This window comes from Mycolicibacterium sp. P4_G11 (assembly GCF_056555145.1).
The window spans coordinates 53,634-77,825 of record NZ_JBFUJW010000004.1 but is presented as its reverse complement, the minus strand read 5'-3'; the positions used below and the strand labels follow the sequence as shown (position 1 = coordinate 77,825).

General features: G+C 67.6%; 26 protein-coding genes. 11 read left to right on the top strand and 15 right to left on the bottom strand.

The annotated features are described in order from the left end of the window. Window positions 1–40 precede the first annotated feature (40 nt). Window positions 41–805: an SDR family NAD(P)-dependent oxidoreductase gene (locus AC1U2B_RS09860; RefSeq protein WP_480216668.1), complete on the top strand. Its 765-nt coding sequence runs from the start codon at window positions 41–43 to the stop codon at window positions 803–805. Between the two features lie 32 nt (window positions 806–837). Beyond that, entirely contained in the window at window positions 838–2,067 is a 1,230-nt protein-coding gene (locus AC1U2B_RS09855) for an AI-2E family transporter (RefSeq protein WP_480216667.1), read from the top strand. Here the strand turns inward: AC1U2B_RS09855 and AC1U2B_RS09850 are convergent. Beyond that, window positions 1,994–2,656 (bottom strand): DUF4245 domain-containing protein, encoded by a 663-nt coding sequence (locus AC1U2B_RS09850; RefSeq protein WP_043984820.1) that lies wholly within the window; start codon window positions 2,654–2,656, stop codon window positions 1,994–1,996. The genes AC1U2B_RS09855 and AC1U2B_RS09850 overlap by 74 nt on opposite strands. Window positions 2,657–2,746: 90 nt before the next feature. Here AC1U2B_RS09850 and glpX point away from each other — a divergent pair, with 90 nt between their 5' ends. The 3 genes from glpX (at window position 2,747) to AC1U2B_RS09835 (ending at window position 5,729) form a co-directional block, all read left to right on the top strand. Continuing rightward, the gene (gene glpX, locus AC1U2B_RS09845) at window positions 2,747–3,775 is read left to right on the top strand and encodes a class II fructose-bisphosphatase (protein WP_043395742.1); all 1,029 of its coding nucleotides are present in this window, start codon (window positions 2,747–2,749) and stop codon (window positions 3,773–3,775) included. A gap of 28 nt (window positions 3,776–3,803) precedes the next feature. Next, complete coding sequence (locus AC1U2B_RS09840) at window positions 3,804–5,210, top strand: class II fumarate hydratase (RefSeq protein ID WP_480216666.1); 1,407 nt, start codon at window positions 3,804–3,806, stop codon at window positions 5,208–5,210. Window positions 5,211–5,369: 159 nt separating this feature from the next. Continuing rightward, entirely contained in the window at window positions 5,370–5,729 is a 360-nt protein-coding gene (locus AC1U2B_RS09835) for a hypothetical protein (protein WP_480216665.1), read from the top strand. Window positions 5,730–5,801: 72 nt separating this feature from the next. Here AC1U2B_RS09835 and AC1U2B_RS09830 read toward each other — a convergent pair whose 3' ends face one another. Then, a complete protein-coding gene (locus AC1U2B_RS09830; protein WP_480216664.1) occupies window positions 5,802–6,677 on the bottom strand; it encodes a polysaccharide deacetylase family protein in 876 nt (291 codons plus the stop codon). Between the two features lie 153 nt (window positions 6,678–6,830). Here AC1U2B_RS09830 and AC1U2B_RS09825 point away from each other — a divergent pair, with 153 nt between their 5' ends. After that, window positions 6,831–7,388, top strand: a complete 558-nt coding sequence (locus tag AC1U2B_RS09825; RefSeq protein WP_480216663.1) for a hypothetical protein — start codon at window positions 6,831–6,833, stop codon at window positions 7,386–7,388. A gap of 28 nt (window positions 7,389–7,416) precedes the next feature. Further along, window positions 7,417–8,418, top strand: a complete 1,002-nt coding sequence (locus tag AC1U2B_RS09820; RefSeq protein ID WP_480216662.1) for an NAD(P)H-quinone oxidoreductase — start codon at window positions 7,417–7,419, stop codon at window positions 8,416–8,418. Here AC1U2B_RS09820 and AC1U2B_RS09815 read toward each other — a convergent pair. The 5 genes from AC1U2B_RS09815 to AC1U2B_RS09795 all read right to left on the bottom strand — a co-directional run bounded on the left by AC1U2B_RS09815 (window position 8,396) and on the right by AC1U2B_RS09795 (window position 14,067). After that, the gene (locus AC1U2B_RS09815; protein ID WP_043395757.1) at window positions 8,396–9,709 is read right to left on the bottom strand and encodes an RNA 5'-3' helicase PhoH2; all 1,314 of its coding nucleotides are present in this window, start codon (window positions 9,707–9,709) and stop codon (window positions 8,396–8,398) included. The two genes, AC1U2B_RS09820 and AC1U2B_RS09815, sit on opposite strands and share 23 nt — an antisense overlap. A gap of 190 nt (window positions 9,710–9,899) precedes the next feature. Then, window positions 9,900–10,721 carry an acyl-ACP desaturase gene (locus tag AC1U2B_RS09810; RefSeq protein ID WP_043984703.1) on the bottom strand — a complete coding sequence of 274 codons (822 nt, stop codon included), beginning with the start codon at window positions 10,719–10,721 and terminating at the stop codon, window positions 9,900–9,902. A 126-nt stretch (window positions 10,722–10,847) separates the two neighbouring features. Continuing rightward, window positions 10,848–12,320, bottom strand: a complete 1,473-nt coding sequence (locus AC1U2B_RS09805; protein ID WP_260943248.1) for a glycine hydroxymethyltransferase — start codon at window positions 12,318–12,320, stop codon at window positions 10,848–10,850. A gap of 46 nt (window positions 12,321–12,366) precedes the next feature. Beyond that, window positions 12,367–12,825, bottom strand: coding sequence for a hypothetical protein (locus AC1U2B_RS09800; protein ID WP_480216661.1), 459 nt, complete (start codon window positions 12,823–12,825; stop codon window positions 12,367–12,369). Window positions 12,826–12,834: 9 nt separating this feature from the next. Continuing rightward, window positions 12,835–14,067, bottom strand: coding sequence for a DUF885 domain-containing protein (locus AC1U2B_RS09795; protein ID WP_480216660.1), 1,233 nt, complete (start codon window positions 14,065–14,067; stop codon window positions 12,835–12,837). 62 nt (window positions 14,068–14,129) lie between these two features. Between AC1U2B_RS09795 and coaA the strand changes: the two genes are divergently transcribed. Beyond that, window positions 14,130–15,068, top strand: a complete 939-nt coding sequence (coaA, locus tag AC1U2B_RS09790; RefSeq protein ID WP_043395777.1) for a type I pantothenate kinase — start codon at window positions 14,130–14,132, stop codon at window positions 15,066–15,068. 62 nt (window positions 15,069–15,130) lie between these two features. On the opposite strand, the gene AC1U2B_RS09785 is transcribed toward coaA, so the two are convergent. The 4 genes from AC1U2B_RS09785 to AC1U2B_RS09770 form a co-directional block, all read right to left on the bottom strand. Next, window positions 15,131–15,532, bottom strand: a complete 402-nt coding sequence (locus tag AC1U2B_RS09785) for a hypothetical protein (protein WP_260972655.1) — start codon at window positions 15,530–15,532, stop codon at window positions 15,131–15,133. Window positions 15,533–15,677: 145 nt separating this feature from the next. Beyond that, the gene (locus AC1U2B_RS09780; protein WP_071289769.1) at window positions 15,678–16,097 is read right to left on the bottom strand and encodes a hypothetical protein; all 420 of its coding nucleotides are present in this window, start codon (window positions 16,095–16,097) and stop codon (window positions 15,678–15,680) included. Between the two features lie 129 nt (window positions 16,098–16,226). Continuing rightward, on the bottom strand, window positions 16,227–17,591 hold the full coding sequence (locus AC1U2B_RS09775) for a hypothetical protein (RefSeq protein WP_480216659.1): 1,365 nt from the start codon (window positions 17,589–17,591) through the stop codon (window positions 16,227–16,229). A 21-nt stretch (window positions 17,592–17,612) separates the two neighbouring features. Continuing rightward, the gene (locus AC1U2B_RS09770) at window positions 17,613–18,410 is read right to left on the bottom strand and encodes a (2Z,6E)-farnesyl diphosphate synthase (protein ID WP_071289767.1); all 798 of its coding nucleotides are present in this window, start codon (window positions 18,408–18,410) and stop codon (window positions 17,613–17,615) included. Between the two features lie 116 nt (window positions 18,411–18,526). Between AC1U2B_RS09770 and trhA the strand changes: the two genes are divergently transcribed. Continuing rightward, the gene (gene trhA / locus AC1U2B_RS09765; RefSeq protein ID WP_260943367.1) at window positions 18,527–19,249 is read left to right on the top strand and encodes a PAQR family membrane homeostasis protein TrhA; all 723 of its coding nucleotides are present in this window, start codon (window positions 18,527–18,529) and stop codon (window positions 19,247–19,249) included. 52 nt (window positions 19,250–19,301) lie between these two features. Here the strand turns inward: trhA and AC1U2B_RS09760 are convergent, their stop codons facing one another. The 4 genes from AC1U2B_RS09760 to mca are packed head-to-tail and all read right to left on the bottom strand — an operon-like array spanning window position 19,302 to window position 22,880. Further along, window positions 19,302–19,664, bottom strand: a complete 363-nt coding sequence (locus AC1U2B_RS09760) for a nuclear transport factor 2 family protein (protein WP_043396049.1) — start codon at window positions 19,662–19,664, stop codon at window positions 19,302–19,304. 10 nt (window positions 19,665–19,674) lie between these two features. After that, complete coding sequence (locus AC1U2B_RS09755) at window positions 19,675–21,651, bottom strand: thioredoxin domain-containing protein (RefSeq protein ID WP_480216658.1); 1,977 nt, start codon at window positions 21,649–21,651, stop codon at window positions 19,675–19,677. Between the two features lie 57 nt (window positions 21,652–21,708). Beyond that, a complete protein-coding gene (locus tag AC1U2B_RS09750; protein ID WP_071289762.1) occupies window positions 21,709–22,017 on the bottom strand; it encodes a hypothetical protein in 309 nt (102 codons plus the stop codon). Beyond that, the gene (mca, locus tag AC1U2B_RS09745) at window positions 22,014–22,880 is read right to left on the bottom strand and encodes a mycothiol conjugate amidase Mca (RefSeq protein ID WP_071289761.1); all 867 of its coding nucleotides are present in this window, start codon (window positions 22,878–22,880) and stop codon (window positions 22,014–22,016) included. Before mca ends, AC1U2B_RS09750 begins: the two co-directional genes overlap by 4 nt. 120 nt (window positions 22,881–23,000) lie before the next feature. Here mca and AC1U2B_RS09740 point away from each other — a divergent pair, with 120 nt between their 5' ends. Together AC1U2B_RS09740 and greA are read left to right on the top strand one after the other, a co-directional pair. After that, entirely contained in the window at window positions 23,001–23,423 is a 423-nt protein-coding gene (locus tag AC1U2B_RS09740; RefSeq protein ID WP_071289760.1) for a DUF4307 domain-containing protein, read from the top strand. 267 nt (window positions 23,424–23,690) lie between these two features. After that, window positions 23,691–24,185: a transcription elongation factor GreA gene (gene greA, locus AC1U2B_RS09735; RefSeq protein ID WP_043395809.1), complete on the top strand. Its 495-nt coding sequence runs from the start codon at window positions 23,691–23,693 to the stop codon at window positions 24,183–24,185. Window positions 24,186–24,192: the final 7 nt, after the last annotated feature.

Genomic DNA, 24,192 nt, shown 5'->3' with positions numbered 1-24,192 from the left:
CGCTCGGGGTGACGCGATCGCCTCGGCCCAGGAGAAACCAGTGAGCACACAGCGCAACGCCCTCGTCGTCGGCGGGGCATCCGGTATCGGCTGGGCCACCGCCCAGGGCCTGGCCGCACAGGGCTACCGCGTCACCATCGCCGACCGGAACGCCGAACTCGCCGAATCCCGCGCCACCGAACTCGGCGCGCCGCACACGTCGGTCGTCGTCGAGGTGACCGACGAGGCCTCCGTCGCTGCCGCCTTCGAGCAGGTCGGTGAGCTCGACGCCGTCGTCAGCTGTGCCGGATTCTCGACCTTCGGGCTCATCGTCGACATGCCGGTCGAGGATTTCCGGGCCGTCGTCGACTGCTGCCTGACGGGCTCGTTCATCGTCGCCAAGTACGCCGGCCGCCAGCTCCGCGAGGGCGGGTCACTGGTGTGCATCTCGTCGCTCAACGGCCGCCAGCCGGCCATCGGCATGAGCGCCTACAGCGCGGCAAAAGCCGGCCTGTCGATGCTGACCGAGGTGGCCGCATTGGAGTTGGGCCCCAAGGGAATTCGCGTCAACGCCGTCGCCCCAGGCTTTGTGGCCACCCCACTGACCGAGGGCGCGGCACTGATCCCCGGCGTCGTCGACGAGTACGTGGAGAACACCGCGCTGGGCCGCGCCGGCGCCCCCGAGGACATCGCGAACGCCGTGCTGTTCCTGTGCTCGGAGCAGTCGTCGTGGATGACGGGCGAGGTGCTCGACCTCAACGGCGGCGCGCACCTCAAGCGCTACCCCGACATCATGAGCCACGTGCTGAAGCTCGCGTCGGGGTAGCGATCGGCGACAAATCGGACAGAATCACCCGCATGGACACCGATTTCACGGTCACCCAGAAGCGGGCACTTGCCATCGCGACGGTCATGGCGGTCGGGTTCGGCGCCTATTTCCTGCGGAGCCAGTTCATGCTGGTCATGGTCGCCGGCGTGGTGGCCTACCTGTTCACCCCGTTGTTCCGCCGGCTGTCGACGCGGCTGAGCACCGGACTGTCGGCCACGCTGACGCTGCTGGCCGCGCTGGTCGTGGTGGTCGTGCCGATCAGCGGGGCCGTCGCCATCGGCATCGTTCAGATCAGCAGCATGATCCGCAATGTGTCGGACTGGGTGAGCCGCACCGACATGGGCGCACTGGGCACCCGCTCGCTACAGGCCGTCAACGACCTGCTGGCACGAATCCCGTACCTGCACGACGTGACGCTGACGAGCGAATCACTCCAGAAATGGATCATCACGTTCGCGCAGCGCGCCGGTGCATGGGGCCTGAACGTGCTGCAGGACGCGGCGGGCGGACTGTTCGGCGCGCTGGCCGGTGCGGTGATCTTCCTCTACGTGTTCATCTCGCTACTGGTCAACGGTGACGAAGTGGTCCTGCTGATCCGGCGGCTCAATCCGCTCGGCGAAGAGGTCACCGACCTGTACCTGGCCAAGATGGGCGCCATGGTCCGCGGGACGGTCCTCGGCCAGTTCGTCATCGCCCTGGCTCAGGGTGTGGCAGGCGCGATTTCGATCTATATCGCCGGATTCCACGACGGGTTCTTCATCTTCGCGATCCTGCTGAGTGCCCTGTCGGTGATCCCGCTGGGCGGTGGCATCGTCAGCATCCCGTTCGGCATCGGCCTGGCGTTGTTCGGCAATGTCGGCGGCGGACTGTTCGTGATCCTGTTCCACATCCTGGTGGTCACCAATATCGACAATGTGCTCCGGCCGATCCTGGTGCCCCGCGCGGCCCGGCTGGATTCCGCACTGATGCTGCTGTCGGTGTTCTCCGGGATCGCGATGTTCGGTTTCCTGGGACTGGTGATCGGCCCGGTGCTGATGATCGTCGTCGTCACCACGATCAGCGTGTATCTCGCTGTGTACAAAGGCGTTCCGCTGAGCGACCCGGAACCCGACGGACCCCGGGCACCGGGACGCCTTTCCCGGCTGAGCGCCGCACTGTGGGCCCGAATGCGCCGATCGCAACCGGCTACCGCAGTGGCTGTGCCTGCTGCGTCGCCTCCGCCAGCGTCCGATAATCCACCGGCCCCGCCGACCCACTGACCGCGACCTGCGCCGGGCCGGTCGGCCCGTCGAGCCTGGCGGTCCAGATCGGTTCGGTGCCCTGCTGGTCTTCGCCCGCACCCTCGTAGACCACCCAGTGCACGCCGCCCAGATCCTGGGCACCGGTCGGGTACATACCGCTGTGGATCGAGGCGACCAGCTTGTCCTCGTCGGCATTGCTCTGGGTCAGCGCCACGAACATGCCGGCGGCGGTCAGATAACCCACCTTGGACGTCAACGCCCGCGTGGGCTGCTTGGTGACGGGATCGATACGACCCGCCTCGATGCTGCCGCGGGACCCCGAATTGGCATGCCACCCCGACGGCAGCTCGGGCACGCGGATCGGGATGTGCAGCGCCGCGGCGTCGGCCTTGAGGGCGGCCGGGGCGTCGTACTGCGGCGCCGGACCCTTGCCCGGCCCCTGCGGCGCGAACGAGCACATCCCGAGCATCCCGGCCAGCGCGATACAGGCCACCACCAGCGGGGCGATCGACCAGAACATGTCACGGCCGTCCTGCAGCAGCCGGTCCTTCGCCGGGCGCGGCACCGGCACCGACTGGCCCTCGGCGACCACCTCGGGTGCGGCGATCGGCTGGCCCTCAGGTTCCGGGGATGATGACGTCACGGTGCTCAGTATCCCAGCTCCCCGACGCGCACTGGCTAATGGGACAATCTGCGCATGACGCCTTCGCGCCGGGAAGCCCCAGACCGCAACCTCGCACTCGAACTCGTCCGGGTCACTGAAGCCGGGGCCATGGCCGCCGGCCGCTGGGTTGGCCGCGGTGACAAGGAAGGCGGTGACGGCGCGGCCGTCGACGCCATGCGTGAGCTGGTCAATTCGGTATCGATGCGCGGTGTCGTGGTCATCGGCGAGGGCGAGAAGGACCACGCCCCGATGCTCTACAACGGCGAAGAGGTCGGCAACGGCGACGGCCCCGACTGCGACTTCGCCGTCGACCCGGTCGACGGCACCACGCTGATGAGCAAGGGCATGCCCAACGCCATCTCGGTGCTGGCAGTCTCCGAGCGCGGCACCATGTTCGACCCGTCGGCCGTCTTCTACATGAACAAGATCGCCGTCGGACCCGACGCGGCCGACGTCATCGACATCACTGTGCCCATCGGCGAGAACATCCGCCGGGTCGCCAAGAAGCTCAACGAATCCGTGGCCGATGTCACAGTGTGCATCCTGGACCGGCCCCGGCACGCCCAGCTGATCAGCGAGGTCCGTGAGGCCGGCGCCCGCATCCGGCTGATCTCCGACGGCGACGTCGCCGGCGCCATCTCCGCCTGCCGCCCCGAGTCCGGCACCGACATCCTGGCCGGCATCGGCGGCACCCCCGAGGGCATCATCGCCGCGGCCGCCATCCGCTGCATGGGCGGCGCGATCCAGGCCGTCCTCGCCCCGACCGACGACGACGAGCGCCAGCGCGCCCTGGACCGCGGCTATGACCTGGACCGCGTGCTGACCACCGAAGACCTGGTCGCCGGCGACAACGTCTTCTTCTGCGCCACCGGCGTCACCGACGGCGACCTGCTCAACGGCGTGCGTTACTTCGCCGGCGGTTGCACCACCCAGTCGATCGTGATGCGCTCGAAGTCCGGCACCGTCCGGATGATCGAGGCCTACCACCGGCTCTCCAAGCTCAACGAGTACTCCGCAGTGGACTTCACCGGCGACCTGTCCGCTGCACACCCCCTGCCGTAATTCCGTTCACCTCAACAAAAGGGAGCACATGTCCGACAACGATGTCGAATACCGCATCGAGCACGACACCATGGGCGAGGTCCGGGTGCCGATCAACGCCCTGTGGCGCGCGCAGACGCAACGAGCGGTGGAGAACTTCCCGATCTCGTTCCGCGGCCTGGAGCGCACTCAGATCCGCGCGCTCGGCCTGCTGAAGGGCGCCTGCGCGCAGGTCAACAAGGACCTGGGCCTGCTGGCCGCCGACAAGGCCGACGCAATCATCGCCGCCGCCGGTGAGATCGCCGACGGTCTGCACGACGACCAGTTCCCCATCGACGTCTTCCAGACCGGTTCGGGCACCAGCTCGAACATGAACGCCAACGAGGTCATCGCCTCGATCGCGGGCCGCAACGGCGTCGAGGTCCACCCCAACGACCACGTCAACATGTCGCAGAGCTCCAACGACACCTTCCCCACCGCCACGCACATCGCGGCGACGGAAGCCGCTGTGCGCCACCTGATCCCGGCGCTCGAGGTGCTGCACGAGTCGCTGGCCAACAAGGCCCGCGCGTGGCGCACCGTCGTCAAGTCCGGCCGCACCCATCTCATGGACGCCGTGCCCGTCACCCTGGGCCAGGAGTTCGGCGGCTACGCCCGCCAGGTCGAGGCCGGCATCGAGCGCGTCAAGGGGACGCTGCCCCGCCTGGGTGAGCTGGCCATCGGCGGCACCGCCGTCGGCACCGGCCTGAACGCCCCCGACGGCTTCGGCGCCAAGGTCGTCGAGGTGCTGGTGAACCAGACCGGCATCGCCGAACTGCGCACCGCCGCAGACTCTTTCGAGGCGCAGGCCGCCCGTGACGGACTCGTCGAGGCCTCCGGCGCACTGAAGACCATCGCGGTGTCGCTGACCAAGATCGCCAACGACGTCCGCTGGATGGGCTCGGGCCCGCTGACCGGCCTCGGCGAAATCCAGCTGCCCGACCTGCAGCCGGGCAGCTCGATCATGCCGGGCAAGGTGAATCCCGTTCTGCCCGAAGCGGTTACCCAGGTGGCCGCACAGGTCATCGGCAACGACGCGGCGGTCACCGTCGGCGGCCTGTCCGGTGCCTTCGAGCTGAACGTGTACATCCCGATGATGGCCCGCAACGTGCTGGAATCCTTCACGCTGCTGTCCAACGTGTCCCGGCTGTTCGCGTCCAAGTGCATCGACGGCCTCGTCGCCAACGAGGACCACCTGCGCACGCTGGCGGAGTCGTCGCCGTCGATCGTGACGCCGCTGAACTCGGCCATCGGCTACGAGGAAGCCGCCAAGGTGGCCAAGGAAGCCCTCAAGGAGAAGAAGACCATCCGGCAGACGGTCATCGACCGCGGCCTGATCGGCGACAACCTCTCCGAGGCCGAGCTGGACAAGCGCCTCGACGTGCTGGCCATGGCGAAGGTCAAGGACGGCGAGTAGTTCTCGCGTCGAAAATGCCCCCTTCCTCGGGAGGGGGCATTTTTGTGCGCTCGGGCGGGTTCCTTCTCACAACCTCGGTGCCGACGATGTGAATAGGTCCTTACGGCGCAGATACGGCTGGGAAACGGGATTCGCCCGCGTATTTGCGATCGTGTTGCAATGGCGGCCGACCTCACTGATTCGTATCGAGGTACCCGGCTGGACGCCGTCCCGTGCATGACGCACGGGCGTTACCACATGCCGCACACACACGCCGTGGAGCCGATGCCCAAATCCCAGGCTGATGTCCTCAAACTGGTGACGACCTCACCGGGGCAACGGAACGCCGACGTGCTGCAGGCCAGGCTGTTCATCGAACTGCTCGAAGAAGAGCTGGGCGAGCTGAACCTGCAGCTGGCGGCGACGGAGCGCCGGGCGGCGAAACAGGGCGCCGACAAGCACCTCGAGGTGCTGCGTTCGAGGATGGCCGACGTCATGGCCATGGTCGATGCGATCGCCGACCGCTTCCCCACTGCCTAGCGTTCCCTCGCGAGCAGACACAAAACTGTCCATTTCCAGGCGAAAACGACAGTTATTCGTCTGCTCGCGGAATTACTGACCGTTGTTCGAGCCGCCGGAGTTGGCGCCCGGGATGTCCGTGATCGGGATGTTCGGCATCGGCGGCGGCGACGGGGTGTTGGGCAGCGTCGGAATCTCTGCCGGCGGGATGTCGGTGAGCCCGTTGACTGGCGGGCCGTTGTCGCGGCTGCCGTAGCTGGTGCCCGGCTCGCGATGGCCGACCATGTGGCTGACCGTCACCAGGTGGTAGCCGTTGGCCTTGAGCACCGGGATGAACTGCTGCACCAGGTCGACCGTCGACGAGTAAGTGTCGTGGAACAGCACCACCGAATTCGGCTTGATCTGCGTCATCAGCATGTAGCGGGTGGCCGCGGTGTTGGAGTCATTGGCCCAGTCGAACGGGATGACGTCCCAGTTGATGTCGGCCAGGCCCTGCTTCTTGGCCTCGGCGAGCACCTGGTCGTTGATCAGACCGCCGGCGGTGCGGACCAGCTTCGGCCGCTGCCCGGTGGCCTTCTCGATGGCGTCACTGGCCTTGCTGAACTGGCCCGCGATGAACTCCGGCGGGATCGTCGTCATGTTGGGGTGTTCCCAGGTGTGGCTGCCCAGCTCCATCCCGGCGTCGACGACGCGCTTGGCGCCGGCCGGGTTGGCGGCGACCTTGTTGCCGATCTCGAAGAACGTCGCCTTGGCGTCGTTGTCCTGCAGGATTTTCAGCAGCCGGTCGGTGTACGGGCTGGGACCGTCGTCGAAGGTCAGCGCGATGCACTTGTACTTGCTGCAGTCGACTTCGTCGGCCTTGGCGACATTACCGGTCTGGCACCCGACCACGACGATCGTCACGCCGGCGCAGACGCCGAGGACGGTTCGCCAATAGGACCAAAACGGGCTCTCGGGTCGGCGTGGCACGGGAGAAATGCTACCGGCCGCGGCTGACTGGTCCCTGACCCCGGCGTAGTGGGGGCTAGCACTACCGCCGAATGTGCGGCTAGCGCCATGGTGCCGGAGTTTCTCGTCGAGCAGGGTTGACCACACACAACATCGGAATGAAGGGAGCATTTCATGAGTTCGACGGTTCGCGAGGATCTGATCCTGTCGCAGGCGGTGATAACCGCAGAAGTGCGGGCGCCGTTTGATCACGTCGACATCGCGCGGTGGTTGAAAACCCTCCCGACACACGAATATCAGCGGTGCGCCCCGGGCGACCACAAGGCGGCCGGCTACACCGTCGACGACGACGGAACCCCGATGTCCATCAACGTGGAGATGATCGGCACCGGATTGGTGGTGCAGCAGTACCGGTTCGAGGTCGCCGAGCCGCACTACTGCCGGATGGTTTCGCTATCGGATGTGTTTACCCCGCTCGGATGGACCAGCACGCAGGTCATCTGGGAACTGCGGATGGAGCAGCTCGACGGTGACCGCTGCCGCTACACCAACACGGTCACCTCGCACCCCACCGAGCATTTCTTGGAATTCATCGCCCAGCACGGGCAGACCTTCGCCGAGGCAGCCGCCGCCCGTCAGGACGCCTCCGGACGCCACTGCCGTGTCGAGACCCCGCGGTACGCCCAGAGCATCGCCCGCTGGGCGGCCGACCGCGCCGCAACCGCCGCATAGTCACCCAACCAGGCAAAGGAGACTTCGCATGCCCTCAGCAGTGCTGTTTGACCATCCCGGCGACCCCGGCGTTTTGCACTGGCAACCCGTGGACCCCGTTCTGCCCGGCCCGGGCGAGGTGGTGATCGGTGTCGAGGCCGCCGGGATCAACAACGCCGACCTGCTTCAGCGGCGCGGACGGTACCCGGTGCCGCCCGGGGCGCCGCGTCCGCTCGGGCTGGAATGCGCGGGAACCATCGTCGCGATTGGCGAGGGCGTCACCGGTTGGTCGCCGGGTGACCAGGTGTGCGCCCTGCTCGACGGCGGCGGCTACGCCGACCAGGTCGCGGTGCGCGCGACCCAGCTGATGCCGATCCCGCAAGGGCTGAGCATGATCGAAGCCGCCGCGATCCCGGAGGTGGCCTGCACGGTGTACTCCAATCTCGCGATGGTCGCCGGACTCACCCACGGGCACAGCGTGCTCATCCACGGCGCCGGTGGCGGCATCGGCACGTTCGCCATTCAGTGGGCCGCCGCCATCGGTGTTGACGTCATCACGACCGCCGGCAGCGACGACAAGGTGCACGCCGGGCGAGACCTGGGCGCGCGCACGGCGATCAACTACCGCACCGAAGATTTCGTCGCCGCCACGCTGTCCGCCACCGGTGGTCGCGGGGTTGACTCCATCCTCGACGTGGTGGGCTCGAGCTACCTGGACCGCAACCTTGAGTGCCTCGCACCCGACGGGCACCTGGTCGTCATCGGCGGTTCCACGGAGCCCGCGATGTTGGACCTCGGCCTGCTGATGGCGAAGCGAGCCAGCGTCACCGCCACGATGCTGCGGGCCCGCCCCGCCGAGCAGAAAGCCGCGATCGTCGCCGGCGTCATCCGGGAGGTGCTGCCCTTGTTCGAGACAAAGGCCATCCGCCCGATGGTCGACACCGTCGTACCGCTACACGACGCCGGGCAGGCTCACCGGTTGATGGAGTCCGGAGAGACCGTCGGCAAAGTCATCCTCGACAATCACGTCACGGCAGGGTGCCGGGGCTGATCTCCTCGAGCATCTCGGTGACCAGCGCGGCGATCGGCGACCGTTCGCTGCGCATCAGGGTGATGTGCGCGAACAGCGGGTGGCCCTTGAGCTTCTCGATCACCGCGGCGACACCGTCATGCCGGCCGACGCGCAGGTTGTCGCGCTGGGCGACGTCGTGCGTGAGCACCACCCGCGAACCGCTGCCGAGGCGAGACAGCACCGTCAGCAGCACGTTGCGCTCCAGCGACTGCGCCTCATCGACGATGACGAACGAGTCGTGCAGCGAGCGACCGCGAATGTGCGTGAGCGGCAACACTTCCAGCATTCCGCGGGACAGCACCTCTTCGAGCACGGCCGGGCTGGCCAGTCCTTCCAGAGTGTCGAAGACGGCCTGCGCCCACGGGCCCATCTTCTCGCTCTCGCTGCCCGGCAGGTAGCCAAGGTCTTGTCCGCCAACGGCATACAGCGGGCGGAACACCACGACCTTGCGCTGGGTGCGACGCTCGAGCACCGCCTCCAGGCCGGCGCACAGCGCCAGCGCCGACTTGCCGGTACCGGCCTTGCCGCCGAGCGAGACGATGCCGACGGATTCGTCGAGCAGCAGATCGAGGGCGACGCGTTGTTCGGCTGACCTTCCCCGGAGGCCGAACACTTCGCGATCACCACGGACCAGCTGCACCCGCTTCTCGGCATTGACCCGGCCGAGTGCGTGCGAGGTGCCGCCGAGCAACCGAATCCCGGTGTGGCACGGCAGATCCCGCGCCTCGAGAATGTCGACCTCGCCGTCGGCGAACAGCGTGTCGATATCGTCCGGCGCGGCATCCATCTCGGTCATGCCCGTCCAGCCCGAGGTGATGACATCCTGCGCGTGGTATTCGTCGGCGATCAGACCCACCGCACCGGCCTTGACGCGCAGCGGAATGTCCTTGCTGACCAACGTGACTCGCTTGCCTTCGGCGGCGAGGTTGGCGGCGCAGGCCAGGATGCGGTGGTCGTTGGTATCGGTGCGGAAGCCCGAGGGCAGCACCGACTGGTCGACGTGGTTCAGCTCAACTTGGAGCGAACCACCTTGTGTCCCAACGGGAATCGGTTGATCCAGCCGTCCGTGCTCCAAACGCAGGTCGTCGAACATGCGCAGCGCCTGCCGGGCGAACCATCCCAGTTCGTGGTGATGGCGTTTACCTTCCAGCTCGCTGATGACCACCAGGGGGACAACCACTTCGTGCTCGGCGAAACGCGTGCAAGCCCAAGGATCGGACAACAGCACGGAGGTATCGAGCACATAGGTACGGACCTGCGAATCAGACACGTGGCGCTCCTCGGCCCGTGCGGCCCCACACGAGTACTTCGGTGGACGCAGCGGTACCTGGACCGGGGCCGGTCCCAATCTCGAATCGGGTACCGCCCGGATAGCAGAGCAGTTCGCTAGCCATCACCGGCGACGCTACTCTCGGCTGCCGCACCCCGCTGGCTGGCGCGCCGTGACTGTTTTGTGACGTCTAGATGAACTGAGCGAGCGACGGTTCGTCGCCCAGGCCCCACGCCTTGATGCGGTCGGAGATGACCGTACGCAGCGCCGCGGCGTCGAAGATGCCGGCGTCGGCAACCACCTGGACTTTGTCCTGGTAGGCGTCGATATCCGCGCCGATGACCTCGATGCCCGCGGCCCGGGCGGCGATGGCGGCGATGGTCTCGTCGCGGTGCGTCTCGAGCAGGTGGGTGACCAGATTGGCGAAGAACTCCTCGTGCCGCTCTTCGTCACGCGCGATGCGGCCGGCCATGGCGGCGAGCACGGGCTCCTCGATCTGGGCCTGCAGGTTGCGGGTGAAGACGGCGTGCGCACGCTCGAAGAACGCCATGAAGACCAGCGTCTCGATCTGGCTGAACTTGTCGGCCCGGTAGCCCTTCATGGCGTGCGCGACGCGGACGTCCTCGTTGGCCGTCGGGTCGATCTCGCGGCACACCACGAGGTAGTTGCGCAGCGCGATGGCGTGCAGGTGCTCCTCGGCGGTCCAGCGGCCCAGCCAGCGGCCCCACTTGTCTTCGAGGATGAAGTGCTCGACCAGCTCACGGTGGTAGCCCGCGAGGTTGTCCTTGGTGATGAGCAGGATTTCCAGCGCATCGGTGACCGGCTTGGGCAGCGTGACACTCGAGGCATCCCAGTCGGTGCCACCGAGGAAGGCGAAGTTCTCGCCCTGCTCGAACGGCACGTAGTCGTGGGCGTACCAGGCTTCCTCGGTCCCGAGGTGCCGGGACAGCTCGTGGCCCACGACGGGATCGAGCTCAAGGGTCAGCGCGTTCGCAACGGGTTTCGCAGCCATGAAAGTAACTGTAACCCGAGTACACATGTTTTTGAAATCAGCCTCGCCGAACGAACGTGGGGCCTATGACCGAAATCTCGCGATTTCTGCGGTCACAGGCCCCACGTTCGGCACAAACTCAGGGCGTCAGAGCGTCAGACCCGGGTACAGCGGGTTGGCGTCCAGCATCTCGGCCGAGGCCGCGCGGACGCGGTCGGCGGTGCCGTCGGCCAGCGTGTACTTGGCCTTGGACGGCCCATTCGACGCAGCGGTCGGCTGGGTGTTCGACAGCACGTCCACCACCAGCTCGGCGACCTTGTCGAACTCGTCGGCGCCGAAACCACGCGTGGTCAGTGCCGGGGTGCCGAAGCGGATGCCGCTGGAGTACCAGGCGCCGTTCGGGTCGTTCGGGATCGAGTTGCGGTTGGTGACCACACCGGCGTCCAGCAGCGCGGACTCGGCCTGCCGGCCCGTGAGCCCGAAGGACTGCACGTCCAGCAGCACCAGGTGGTTGTCGGTGCCGCCGGTGACCAGCGTCGCGCCACGCTTGAGGAAGCCGTCAGCCAGCGACTTGGCGTTGTCGGCGACGTTCTGGGCGTAGGTCTGGAACTCGGGCTGGCGGGCCTCGGCCAGCGCGACGGCCTTGGCGGCCATCACGTGCGAGAGCGGGCCGCCGAGCACCATCGGGCAGCCCTTGTCGACGGCCGGGGCGTATTCCTCGGTCGCCAGCACCAGGCCACCGCGCGGACCGCGCAGCGACTTGTGCGTCGTCGTGGTGGTGACGTGGGCATGCGGCACCGGGTTCTCGTCGCCGGTGAACACCTTGCCCGCGACCAGACCGGCGAAGTGCGCCATGTCGACCATCAGGGTGGCGCCGACCTCGTCGGCGATCTCGCGCATCTTGGCGAAGTTCACGCGGCGCGGGTAGGCCGAGTAGCCGGCGACCAGCACCAGCGGCTTGAACTCGCGGGCGGCAGCGGCGACGGCGTCGTAGTCGATGAGGCCGGTCTGCGCATCGGTGCCGTAGCTGCGCTGGTGGAACATCTTGCCCGAGATGTTGGGGCGGAAACCGTGGGTGAGGTGGCCGCCGGTGTCCAGCGACATGCCCAGCAGGCGCTGGTTGCCCAGCTTGCTGCGCAGCTTCTCCCAGTCCTCCTCGGACAGGTCGTTGACGTGCTTGGCGCCCAGTTCGGCGAGGCCGGGGGCCTCGATGCGGGTGGCCAGGATGGCCCAGAACGCGACCAGGTTGGCGTCGATACCCGAGTGCGGCTGCGCGTAGGCGTACGGGGCGCCGAACAGTTCACGGGCATGCTCGGCGGCCAGCGCCTCGACGGTGTCGACGTTCTGGCAGGCAGCGTAGAACCGGTGCCCGACGGTGCCCTCGGCGTACTTGTCGGAGAACCAGGTGCCCATGGTCAGCAGCACGGCGGGCGACGCGTAGTTCTCGCTGGCGATCAGCTTCAGCGAACTGCGTTGATCCTCAAGCTCTTTCCGGGTCGCCGCGGCGACGCGGGGCTCGACCTGCTCGATGACCCGCAGCGCCGCCTGGTAGGCCTCGCTGGCGGTGGCGGCGTAGCCGGCACCCAGGCCGGACTTGGACACGGAAGCGTCTGCGGTCATGCGTTCAGAATAGTGCGCTGGTCTCTGCGCTCCTGCCCCAGGATGGCTAGCCCGTGGGCGGGTACGGCGGCTGCACAGCGGCGAGACCTTTGGTGAGCTTGGAGAACAGCACGCACCACGCGACCGGCCCAGCGATGATGCAGCCCCACCAGAGCAGCCCGCTCACTGTTTCCGACCAGGACGGCTCACCGAGCAGTTTCATCAGGATCGACGGATAGGTAGGACCGTCACCGCCATCGGGAGCGAACAACCCGAAGCCGAACATCGCCGACCATAAGGCGACCTGTGCGCGCGTCTGCCCGACTGTGAGGTCCCGCCCGGGTAGCCGGCGAATCATCCTGGTGGTCGCCAGCAGACACGCCAGGAGAAGAGGCGAGAAGAAGATCGTGAACAGCGCTATCCAGCCCAGCGGCACGAAAAGTCCCCGCCCGATCGCCATCCACGCCACCAACAGGATGTTGAGTGGCATGGCCTGGCCGGCGCTGTCCCGCGGCAGGGTCGACACCGTCCGGGCCTAATTCCGCAAGGACGACGGGATCAGCGGCTCGTCGAGCAGGCGGCCGAACCGCGCGGTGAGGGTGACGTCGTCAGGCCGGGCATCGAGCCAGCCCCGCAGCAGCCGGTAACCCTCGACGTACGTCGACGTGTAGGCGCGCCACAACGGCGACGACAGGAACCGCATGGACTGCCGGGCCCGCTCCGGACTGGTCAGCAGCCAGCGCTGCAGGAAGGTGACGACGTCGTCCGCGTCGCGATGTTCGTCGTGCAGCATCAGCGCGGCGTCCTGACGGACGTCGGCCAGCGCGGCGCTCGCCGCGGAGATCGCCTCGGCACGTTCGCCGTCGAAACGCAGGCCCAGGTCGGCGTAGATTTCGGCGGCCCAGCTGCCCCAGTTGTCGGGCACCGCCGCGTGCAGCGCCAGGTCCGCAAGGCCCTCGGCCATCAGGCACTGCGGGGTGTTGACCAGGAAGATGGTCTGCTCGGCCTGGCCGCCCAGCTCGACGAGGCCGGCTTCCTTGCGGCAGTGCTCGGTGTGGTGACCCGGGTACGACTCGTGCGCCACCAGCCGCGGCAGGTTCGACATCTGCTGCTTGAGGTCGGCGTTGACCGCGACCGTCGACCGGAAATTGCCCTCGTAGTAGTTGAAGCCCGACCACGGCTTGTCGGTGACGATCTCGTAGTTGATCGTCTCGGTGTCGGGCAGCGGGAAGTCCGCCCGGACACGGTCGCGCAGCGCCGAGGAGAACGCGTAGATGCACTCCTCGAGCCGCTCGGGCGGAATCTCCTCGCCGGATCGGTGGGCCTGCATGCGCTCGACCAGCGGGCCGCTGCCGCCCAGCGCCTCGTCCAGCGCGCGGTGCGCCTCGCGGTACCGGTCCTCGTCGCCTTTTGCGATCGAGACGTCGAAGTAGTCGCGGACCTCGTCGACGAAGCCGACGTCCTCCCCCGCGAACTTGCGCCCCGCACAGTCCAGGGCCCGCAGATGGGCCTTGAGATAGTCCGCCCGCTGCGGGTTCAGGCCGGAGCCGTCGACCTCGCCGTGCAAGCGGCGCGCCTGCCGGGCCAGCGCCGCGGGGTCCGGCGCGGCCTCATCGGCGACCGCGGCCCGCAGCGCGGGGTCCCCGGTGAACGAGTCGACGTAGCCCTCCTCGATGCGGTCGAACCGCAGACCGAGCAGCAGGTATTCGCGGATCAAGCCGTCTGCGGCGGTATCGGTAACCGGCATCGGGATATGCCCAGTGCTCATATCCGCCACGTTAGCCGGTACCCCCGCGTTCACCGCGCGGCAATTACTGCAAGACTGGGCGCATGCCGCGGCCGAGCGAGCCGAGTCCCTACGTCGAGTTCGACAGGCGCCAATGGCGCGCACTGCGTATGGCGACTCCCCTGAAACTCACTGCTCATGAACTGCTGGGCCTGCGCGGTATGGGCGAGCAACTCGACCTGCTGGAAGTCGAAGAGGTCTATCTGCCGCTGGCCCGTCTGATCCACCTGCAGGTCGCCGCCCGGCAGCGCCTCTTCGCGGCCACCTCCGAGTTCCTCGGCGAGCCCCAGCAGAGCCCGGACCGGCCGGTGCCGTTCATCATCGGCGTGGCCGGCAGCGTCGCCGTCGGCAAGTCGACCACCGCCCGTGTGCTGCAGGCGCTGCTCGCCCGGTTCGGCCACCACCCGCGCGTCGACCTGGTGACCACCGACGGCTTCCTGTACCCGAACGCCGAGCTGACGCGGCGAAAGATCATGCACCGCAAGGGCTTTCCGGAAAGCTACGACCGTCGTGCGCTGATGCGCTTCGTCACCGCGGTCAAGTCGGGCGCCGATCAGGCGTCCGCCCCGGTGTACTCGCACCTGATCTACGACATCGTGCCCGGCGAGAAGGTCGTCGTCCGGCATCCCGACATCCTGATCATCGAGGGACTCAACGTCCTGCAGACCGGGCCGGCCCTGATGATCTCGGACCTGTTCGACTTCTCGGTGTACGTCGACGCCCGGATCGAAGACATCGAGCAGTGGTACGTGTCGCGGTTCCTGGCGATGCGCGCCGGCGCATTCGCCAATCCGCAGTCGCACTTCCACCACTACTCGACACTGACCGACGAGCAGGCGATCTTCGCCGCCCGCGACATCTGGCAGTCCATCAACCTGCCCAACCTGATCCACAACATCCTGCCGACCCGGCCGCGCGCCACCCTGGTGCTGCGCAAAGACGCCGACCACGCCATCAACCGGCTGCGTCTCCGCAAGCTCTAGACAGTGATTTGTGCACGTTCCGTCACGGTCAGCGTGACGGAACGTGCACAAATCCCCGGTGATCAGGCGCGGCGGACGCCCTGGTACTGCAGCTCGGCCATCGCCAGCGTGTAGACGGCGCTGACGATCATCATGGCCACGCCGGTCGTCGTCAGTGGCCAGACGTCGTCGACGATGGCCAGAATCGCGGCGATGGTGAAGACCACGTTGGCGATCGCGACGGCGATGCCGGGACGGCGCACCGCCGCCATGGTCGACAACCCGTAGACGACGGCGCCGTAGCCGACGAGGACCGCGGCCAACACGTAGACGGCCGACTGCGGGATACCCGACTCCGCCGCCACGGCGCCGGCCGCGGCCGCCATGATGACGCCGGCGGCGCCGCTGATGAGCGCATCGGCCCGGAGGGCCAGGCGAAGCAGGCGGTCGGACCGGACGCGGACAGGTGAAGTGATGGTGGTCATGGATTTTCCTTTCATCGAGTGGTGACTTCGGCGTGATTCGTCACGTTGATCGATACGAATCACGCCGAAATCGCTTGGGGAAGGCCGGTGCGGGGACGTCGACTGCAACCTCTTTCAGTGACGTCCCCGCCCGGCGGGGAGGGAGTCACGCCAGACGACGCACTCCGAGGTATTGCAGCCAGGCGCAGCCCAGGCCGACGGCCATGATCGCCAGCACCAGGACGTTGCCTGCCGCGGTCAGCGGGAGCACCCCCGAGGCCAGCACACCGAGCACCGCGACGGTGCCGACCAGGTTGCCGATCAGCACGCCGGTCCCGACGCGCCGAATCCGGGGCACCGCGGCCAGGACGTACAGAGCAAACCCCCAAACGACCAACACGGCGCCGATGATCCATTCGGACGTCGCCGACAGCCCCGACAACCGGGACAGCGGATCAGCGGTGAAAGCCATCAGCAGGCCGGTCAGCGAGCACAGCGTGCCGTCGACCCGGAGGGCGAAACGGAGCAGGGAATCGGAACTGTCGGACAGTGGGCGGGTGTGGAGTCCTGGGTTGATGGCGGTCATGGCGGTCGCTCCTTGCGGTGCCGGTGTGGGGACACCCATGACATTGCCCGGACCGCGCTGCCCGGTCTGCACCAAATGCTGCCGAATACTGCCAGGCACTGCCAACCGCAGGTCAGCGCCCTGCAGGGCCTAACTCGAGGTTGATACCGGGGTACCGCGCAAGTCGGCGGCGATCACCCGGGCGGCCGCGTTCTGCCAGTTGTGCAGCGACCGCTGCGGCACCTCGGTGACGAACCACTGCCAGGCCTGGCGGGCCACTGGGTCCAGCCCGGAGGCGGTGGCGTTCTGCGCGTAGGCCCGGACGCCGACGACGTACGGGAAGTACAGCGAGTTGTAGTGGCGCCACTGCTCGGTGGTACCGAAGTCGCCGGCGTCGCGCGGCTTGAGCGCCGCGATGCGATCGGCCAGCAAATCCTTGAGTTCGTTGGCGCGCTCCAGCGGCTGGTCGGGTGCGCCGCGCCGGGCCAGCCGGTCGTCGATCACCGGCAGGGTCGTCAGCGGCGATGCGACGAGCTTCGAGAGGTCGGCGTAGTGGCCGAGGGCGCGTCGGGTGAGGCGGACGAAGGTCTCGTCATCGACGTGGTCCAGCGGGTTGGTCGCGCGCAGCGGCAGCGCCGCCTCGGTGCGACGCAGTGCGGCGCGGTCGGCCCGCAGATCCGGTTCGCGGGCGAACGCCAGCCGGTCCAGCAGTCCGGACAGCGGGTCGGCCAGCACGTTGATCGCGATCGCCACCGCGAGGCTGGTGAACAACAAAACCATCAACGCCACATGCTCACCGGTGACCGCCAGACCGATCAGCACCTGCCCGCCGAACAGCACCGACACCGCCATGCTGCCGACCAGTGAGCGGCGCATGCCCGCGCGCAGGGCCTGCCCCTCGTCGAACGCGTCCCACCACGCCACCGCGATACCGAGCAGCAGCACGTCGAAGGCCGCCGAGGCCAGCACCACCCAACTCGGCAGGAGCCCCAGCGGGATCAGCAAAATCGCATTGCCGAGCCCGAAGAAGATGGTCGCCGCCACCACCGGCGGGACGATCTTGCGCGACGACGCCCCACGGCGCAGCCGTCGCACCGCGAGCACCAGGGCACCGAACGCCGACAAGGCTATGGCGCCGACCATGACCCAGTGCCCGGGCCGCAGCGGCGGGTGCACGCCACCGGATATCCCGGCCCCCACCAACGCGATGGCGGCCACCGCCGCCACCACAAAGAAGCCCTGCCGGCTCCGTGTCGAATCGACCGGCCGGGCCAACTCGAGCAGCACGGTGAGCCACGCGATGCCGGGCAGCACAGCCAGGTACGCCTCGACGTGACTGAGCAGACCAGTGGGCGCACCGCTGCCCAGCCGGATGGCGTCGACGGCGACCACCACGGCGAAGCTGCACAACCCGACCGCGGACCACGCCAGGATGGGCTTGCGGGGATCGCGCGCCAGCAGATACAGCCCGAGCCACCAGCTCAGGGCGAAGACCACTGCCGACAGCGCAGCCATGTCTTCAGTTTGGCACGAACGCTATTTTCCGTAGCGGCGGTTCCGCAGCGTGTAGTCGCGCAGGGCACGCAGGAAGTCCACTCGCCGGAACGCCGGCCAGTGCGCGTCGGTGAACCACATCTCCGAATAGGCGCTCTGCCACAACAGGAATCCGCTGAGCCGCTGCTCACCCGAGGTCCGGATGACGAGGTCGGGGTCGGGCTGGCCCGAGGTGTACAGGTTCTCCGAGATGCCGTCGACGGTCACGGCCTCGATGAGTTCTTCGGCCGTCGCGCCGTTGGCGAGTTCCTTGCTCAGCAGGGTGCGTACCGCGTCGGCGATCTCCTGCCGACCGCCGTAGCCGACGGCGACGTTGACGTGGAACGAGCCGGCGTCGGTGCGCTCGGTCGTCGACTCCACCGCGTCGCGCAGGCGCTTGGCCGGTTCCTCACCGAGCAGTTCGAGGTCGCCGACGGTGCGGACGGTCCAGTGCTTGTCGGGCGCGCAGATCTCTTCGACGACGTCGGTGATGATCTCGATCAGCGGCGCCAGCTCATGCGGGTCACGCTGCAGGTTCTCGGTCGAGAGCAGATAGATCGTCGCCATCTCGATGCCGGCCTGTTGGCACCAGCGCAGCACTTCGGCGATTTTCGCGGCGCCCATGCGGTAGCCGTAGCTGACGTCGTCGTGACCTGCCTCACGCGCCCAGCGCCGGTTCCCGTCGCACAGCACCGCAATATGGCGTGGCAGTTGCGCTTTCGAGGCCGTCAGCTCTTGACGGAGCCGCAGCTCATAGAGCCGGTACGCCGGTTCCTTGAGGCGCGGAGGAATGATGTCCACGAGAAACCAGACTACTGTGGACTTCTGGGTATCCCATGGCTGTTAGTGGAGGAACGTTGACCGCTCCGAGCAATACAGATCCGGCTGCCACCGAAGCGGCCGATGCGCCGACGCACATGACCAAGCCGTACCGTGCTGCGGCGGTACTCCGTCATTCAGATTCGCTGCCGGACGTGGTGGTGGAAAGCGTCGTCGAGTTCCTTGGCAAGCCCCGAGCCCGCGGCTGGATCCACGTGTATTCGGCGGTGGTCGCGTTCTTTGCCGGCGCCGCACTGGTTTCGGTGTCGTGGGCCTTGCAGGGCACCCGCGCCGGATTGGCGACGTTGCTCTACACCTTCACGATCGTCGCCATGTTCACCGTCAGCGGCACCTATCACCGGGTGAACTGGAAGTCGGTGAAGACGCGCACCTGGATGAAGCGCATGGATCACTCGATGATCTTCATCTTCATCGCCGGCAGCTACACGCCGTTCGCGCTGCTCGCCGTCCGCACCAACGGGTGGCTGCTGTTCTGGATCGTGTGGAGCGGCGCGCTCGCCGGGGTGGCGCTGAAGATGCTGTGGCCGACGGCCCCGCGCTGGCTGGGCGTGCCCTTGTACATCCTGTTGGGCTGGGTGGCGGCGTGGTTCATCGGCCCGATCCTGGAAGGCGCCGGGGTGACGGCGGTGGTGCTGCTGCTCGTCGGCGGCGCGCTGTATTCGATCGGCGGCGTGCTCTACGCGGTCAAGTGGCCCAACCCGTGGCCCCGGACGTTCGGGCACCATGAGTTCTTCCACGCGTGCACCGCGGTGGCGGCCATCTGCCACTACATCGCGATGTGGTTCGCGGTCTTCTCGTGATGATTTGTGCACGTCCCGTCACGCTGAGCGAGACGGAACGTGCACAAATCGCTTAAAGCTGGGTGACGTTCGCGGGGCCCCAGTAGGCCTTCATCGACGTGATCTTGGCGTCGGCGTCGAAGTTCATGGTGCTGATGATGTCGATACGCATGGCGCTGTTGACGGTCAGGGTCCAGTAGAACGCGGCCTCGTGGCCGCAGACCCGCAGCGTGTGCAGTTCGTGGGAGTTCTTCGTGCCCGCGATGTTCGAGTAGAACCCGTGGATCGTCTGACGGCCGACGTGCACCTCGCCACCCACCGGGTCTTCGATGGCGGCATCGACGGCGTACAGCTGCGCGATCCCATCGGCGTCCGCGACGTCGACGAGGTCCAGGTAACGGTTGACGTTTTCGGTGATCTGCTCAGCGCTGGGCATGCGCCGCACGCTACACGGCCGCGCCGAGGGCAGCGGCGAGATCCCCCGCCGTCGTGACCGGGAGGTCGCACATCTGGCCGCGGCAGACGTACGCGGCGTCCTGACCGCGCACCAGGCCACGTCCGTCGAGCAGCGCCGACGACCCTTCCGCGCCACCGACGACGATCGCCCCGCCGGGCGCGAATCTGCGTGCGGCACTGAGCAATTCCGAATCCGGGTCGGCGCAGGCCACCGCGATCTGGATAGGGCCTCGGACGGCCGCTTCGGTGACCGCCAGCCAGTGACCGCCGCCGCGCGGCGAGCGGGCCAGGATCGGGGTCGCCGACGCCACGGTGGCGGCGGCCGCGTCGATGTATCGCTGCGGCTCAGCAGCCAGGTGCGCGAACGTCAGCAGCGCTTCGGCGACCAACGAGGCGCCCGACGGCGTCGCCCCGTCGACCGGGTCGGCGGGGCGCACCAGCAAGGCCTCGGCGTCATCCGCGGTGTCGAACCACCGGCCGCCGCGGTCGGGGTCGGTGAAGTGCGTCAGCGCGGTGTCGAGCAGGTTCTGCGCGGCGGCCAGCCAACTGCCGTCCGCAGTCACCTGATGCAGCGTGAGCAGACCCGTCGCCAGCGCCGCGTAGTCCTCCAGGATCCCGACGCTGTCGCCGACGACGCCACCGAGGCTGGCCCGGCGCAGCCGGCCGTCGACCAGGTGCAGATCCAGCAGCCGACGGGCGCAACCCGTTGCCGCGTCAAGGAATTCGGACACCCCGAGCGCGACAGCGGCCTCCGCGAGAGCGGTGATGGCGAAGCCGTTCCAAGCGGTGACGACCTTGTCGTCACGACCCGGCTGCGGACGCAGCTCCCTGGCCGCCATCAACTTCGCGCGGACCTGCTCGAAGCGCGCGGCATCGTCAGGGTCGGCCAGCAGCTGCAGCACCGAACTGCCGTGCTCGAACGTCCCGGCGGTGGTGACCTCGAAAAGCGCAGCGGCCCAACGGCCGTCGTCGTCGCCCAGCACCGACACCAGCTCCGCGGGCGTCCACACATAGGTCAGGCCCTCATGCCCGGCGGTGTCGGCATCTAGCGACGAGACAAACATGCCGCCGTCGCCGAGGTCATTCATGATGAATCGTGCCGTCTCGTCGGCCACCTTGCGCGCCAACGGGTTTCCGGTCAGCCGCGCCCAGTGCGCGTACACCCGCAGCAGGAGGGCGTTGTCGTACAACATCTTTTCGAAGTGCGGCACCACCCAGGAGGCGTCCACGCTGTATCGGGCGAAGCCGCCTGCCAGTTGGTCGTAGATACCGCCGCGGGCCATCGCGGCGCAGGTGCGTTCCACCGCATCGAGCGCGGAGCCGGTGCGTTCGTGGTGCCGCAGCAGGGCTTCGAGCAATGCCGACGGCGGGAACTTGGGCGCGCGGCCGAAGCCGCCCCGGGGCAGGTCCTCGTCGCGCAGCACCGCGGCGACGGCGTGGTCGCACAGTTCGGGCGAGGGCACGGGTCCACCGTCGGGCAGCCCGGACGACATCTTGCGCAGTTCCGAGGCGATCTGGTCCGAGGCCTGTTCGACCTCAGCCCGCCGGTTCTGCCAGGTGTCGGTGACCGCCGAAAGCAGCTGCAGGAAGCCGGCTTTCGGGTAGTAGGTGCCGCAGAAGAACGGCCGCCCGTCAGGCGTCAGGAAGCACGTCATGGGCCAGCCGCCCTGGCCGGTCATGGCGACGGTCGCACTCATGTAGATGGCGTCGAGGTCGGGACGTTCCTCCCGGTCGACCTTGATGCACACGAAGCTTTCGTTCGCCACGGCTGCTACTTCCAAGTCCTCGAAGGACTCGTGCGCCATCACATGGCACCAGTGGCAGGCCGCGTAGCCGATGGACAGCAGGATCGGCACATCCCGGGCCGCGGCCTCGGCCAGCGCCTCCGGCGACCACTGCTGCCAGTGCACCGGGTTGTCGGCGTGCTGGCGCAGGTACGGGCTGGTGGCGGAGCCGAGGGTGTTCACCGGGCGCCGATCAAGCGGTGAGGTACGAGCCGCGATGAGAAGCCCGGTGCATCAGACTTAGCCATCCCGGGAGTCTGACCCAGCATCTGGCTTGCCCGCATCCTTGTGCCCAGCATCGGCATCCGGAGCTTCCAGTGGCACACCACCGACAGTGCCGTCGTCGACCGCCTGATCGGCTTCGGGATGCGCGGGGTCGAAGGATTCGGGCAACTTGCGCAGGTGCCGGTTCATCGACCAGACCAGGGCCACCACCGCGATCAACAGGATCAGCGTGATCACCAACCCGGCGGGGCTGGCCTTGCCGAAGTCGGGACCCGTCTGGCGCGGACCCTCGGCCAGCAGGATGGTGAGCGGAACAGAAATCACAGCGATACTCCCGTGAACAGATCGGTCTCGGGCAACGTCACCGGAACCCTGGATCGGGCCAATTCATACTCCTCGGTCGGCCACAGCCGCTGCTGCCATTCGATGGGCGCGCGGAAGAAATCGCCGTTCGGGTCGATCTGCGTGGCGTGGGCCAGCAGCGCCTCGTCACGCTGCCGGAAGAAGTCGGCGCACTCGACGCGGGTGGTCACCCGGTTGGCGAACGGATCGTGCTCGGGGTCCCAGTGCTGCAGCCACTTCTCGAACGGCCCGACTTCCCCGTGCTTGGCGAACTCGTCCTGCAGCAGCTGCATGCGCCGGCGCAGGAACCCGTGGCCGTAGTAGAGCTTGGCGATGCTCCAGGGATCACCGGCGTCGGGGAACTGCACGTGGTCGGCGGCCGCTTCGTAGGCGGCCATGGACACCTGATGACAGCGGATGTGGTCGGGGTGCGGGTAGCCGCCGTTTTCGTCGTAGGTCGTCATCACGTGCGGACGGAACTCGCGGATCACCTGCACCAGCCGGCGGACGGGCTCTTCGATCGGCACCACCGCGAAGCAGCCGTCGGGCAGCGGCGGCAGCGGGTCACCCTCGGGCAACCCGGAGTCGACGAACCCCAGCCAGTGGTGCTCGACGCCGAGGATCTCGGCGGCCTTGGCCATCTCGTCGCGGCGGACCTCGGTGATCCGGCCATGCACCTCGGGCAGGTCCATCGCCGGGTTGAGGATGTCGCCGCGCTCGCCGCCGGTCAGGGTCACCACCATGACCCGGACGCCGTCGGCCGCGTACTTGGCCGTGGTGGCCGCACCCTTGCTCGACTCGTCGTCGGGGTGCGCGTGCACCGCCATCAACCGCAGTTCGCTCACGTGTGCCTTACCTACTGTCTCTACTCGGTGGGACAACTCGATGGAGTCCAACCATGTCGCTGGGTCCTATAGTTCCAGTCCAAGCAATCCGAACCGACCGATGGGGCACCCAAAGCAGCCATGATCGAGCGTCCGACCGCCCGCTACGGGCAGCAGCGCATGTCCCGGCTGACCCGTCGCCGCATCGCGATCGGCCTCACGCTGCTCATCGTCGTCGCAGGTGTGGCGCTTGCCTTCGTCGGTTTCCAGCGCCTCGGGACGTCCCCGGTCAAGGGCGAATTGAGCACCTACAAGCTGGTCGACAACGAAACTGTGGCGGTGACGATCTCCGTCACGCGCGAGGACCCGGCGCAGCCGGCGGTGTGCATCGTGCGGGCCAGGGCCCTCGACGGCAGCGAAACCGGGCGGCGCGAGATCCTGATCGAGCCGGCACAGGCCAAGACCATCCAGGTGACCGCGGTCGTGAAGTCCACAAAACCGCCGGTCGTCGGCGATGTTTACGGCTGTGGCACCGACGTGCCGTCGTACCTGGTCGCGCCCTGATCGACGGCCGGGCAACCAACCATCCGGCGAACTGCGAACTGCGAAATCATGACGGTTCGGAGACGCCCAAGTGGTACGCTTGCTCAGTACACGGTTCCGACTGGGGCCGTGTATTGCTGCATTAGCGGGCACCTGCAGGCACCTTCTGGGGGACCCAAAACCTAGCGATGCCCTCGCGATCGCAGCGCCGCCGGCCCCGGTAACGGGGCAACCCCGGACACGACGCCGGGGCACACAAGCACTTACAACGACAGGAGAGCAGCAGACATGACCGATACCCAGGTCACCTGGCTCACCGAAGAGGCATTCGAGCGCCTGAAGGCCGAACTCGACCAGCTGATCGCCAACCGCCCGATCATCGCCGCGGAGATCAACGACCGCCGCGAAGAGGGCGACCTCCGCGAGAACGGCGGCTACCACGCAGCCCGCGATGAGCAGGGCCAGCAGGAAGCCCGTATCCGCCAGCTGCAGGATCTGCTCAGCCTCGCCAAGGTCGGCGAGGCCCCGAAGAAGTCCGGTGTGGCGCTGCCCGGCTCCGTCGTCACCGTCTTCTACGACGGCGACGAGAAGGACACCGAGACGTTCCTCATCGCCACTCGCCAGGAAGGCGTCACCGACGGCAAGCTCGAGGTGTACTCCCCCAACTCGCCGCTCGGCCACGCGCTGATCGACGCCAAGGTCGGCGAGGAGCGCAGCTACACGGTGCCCAGCGGCGCCACCGTCAAGGTCACTCTGGTCAAGGCCGAGCCCTATCACGCCTAGCCCTACA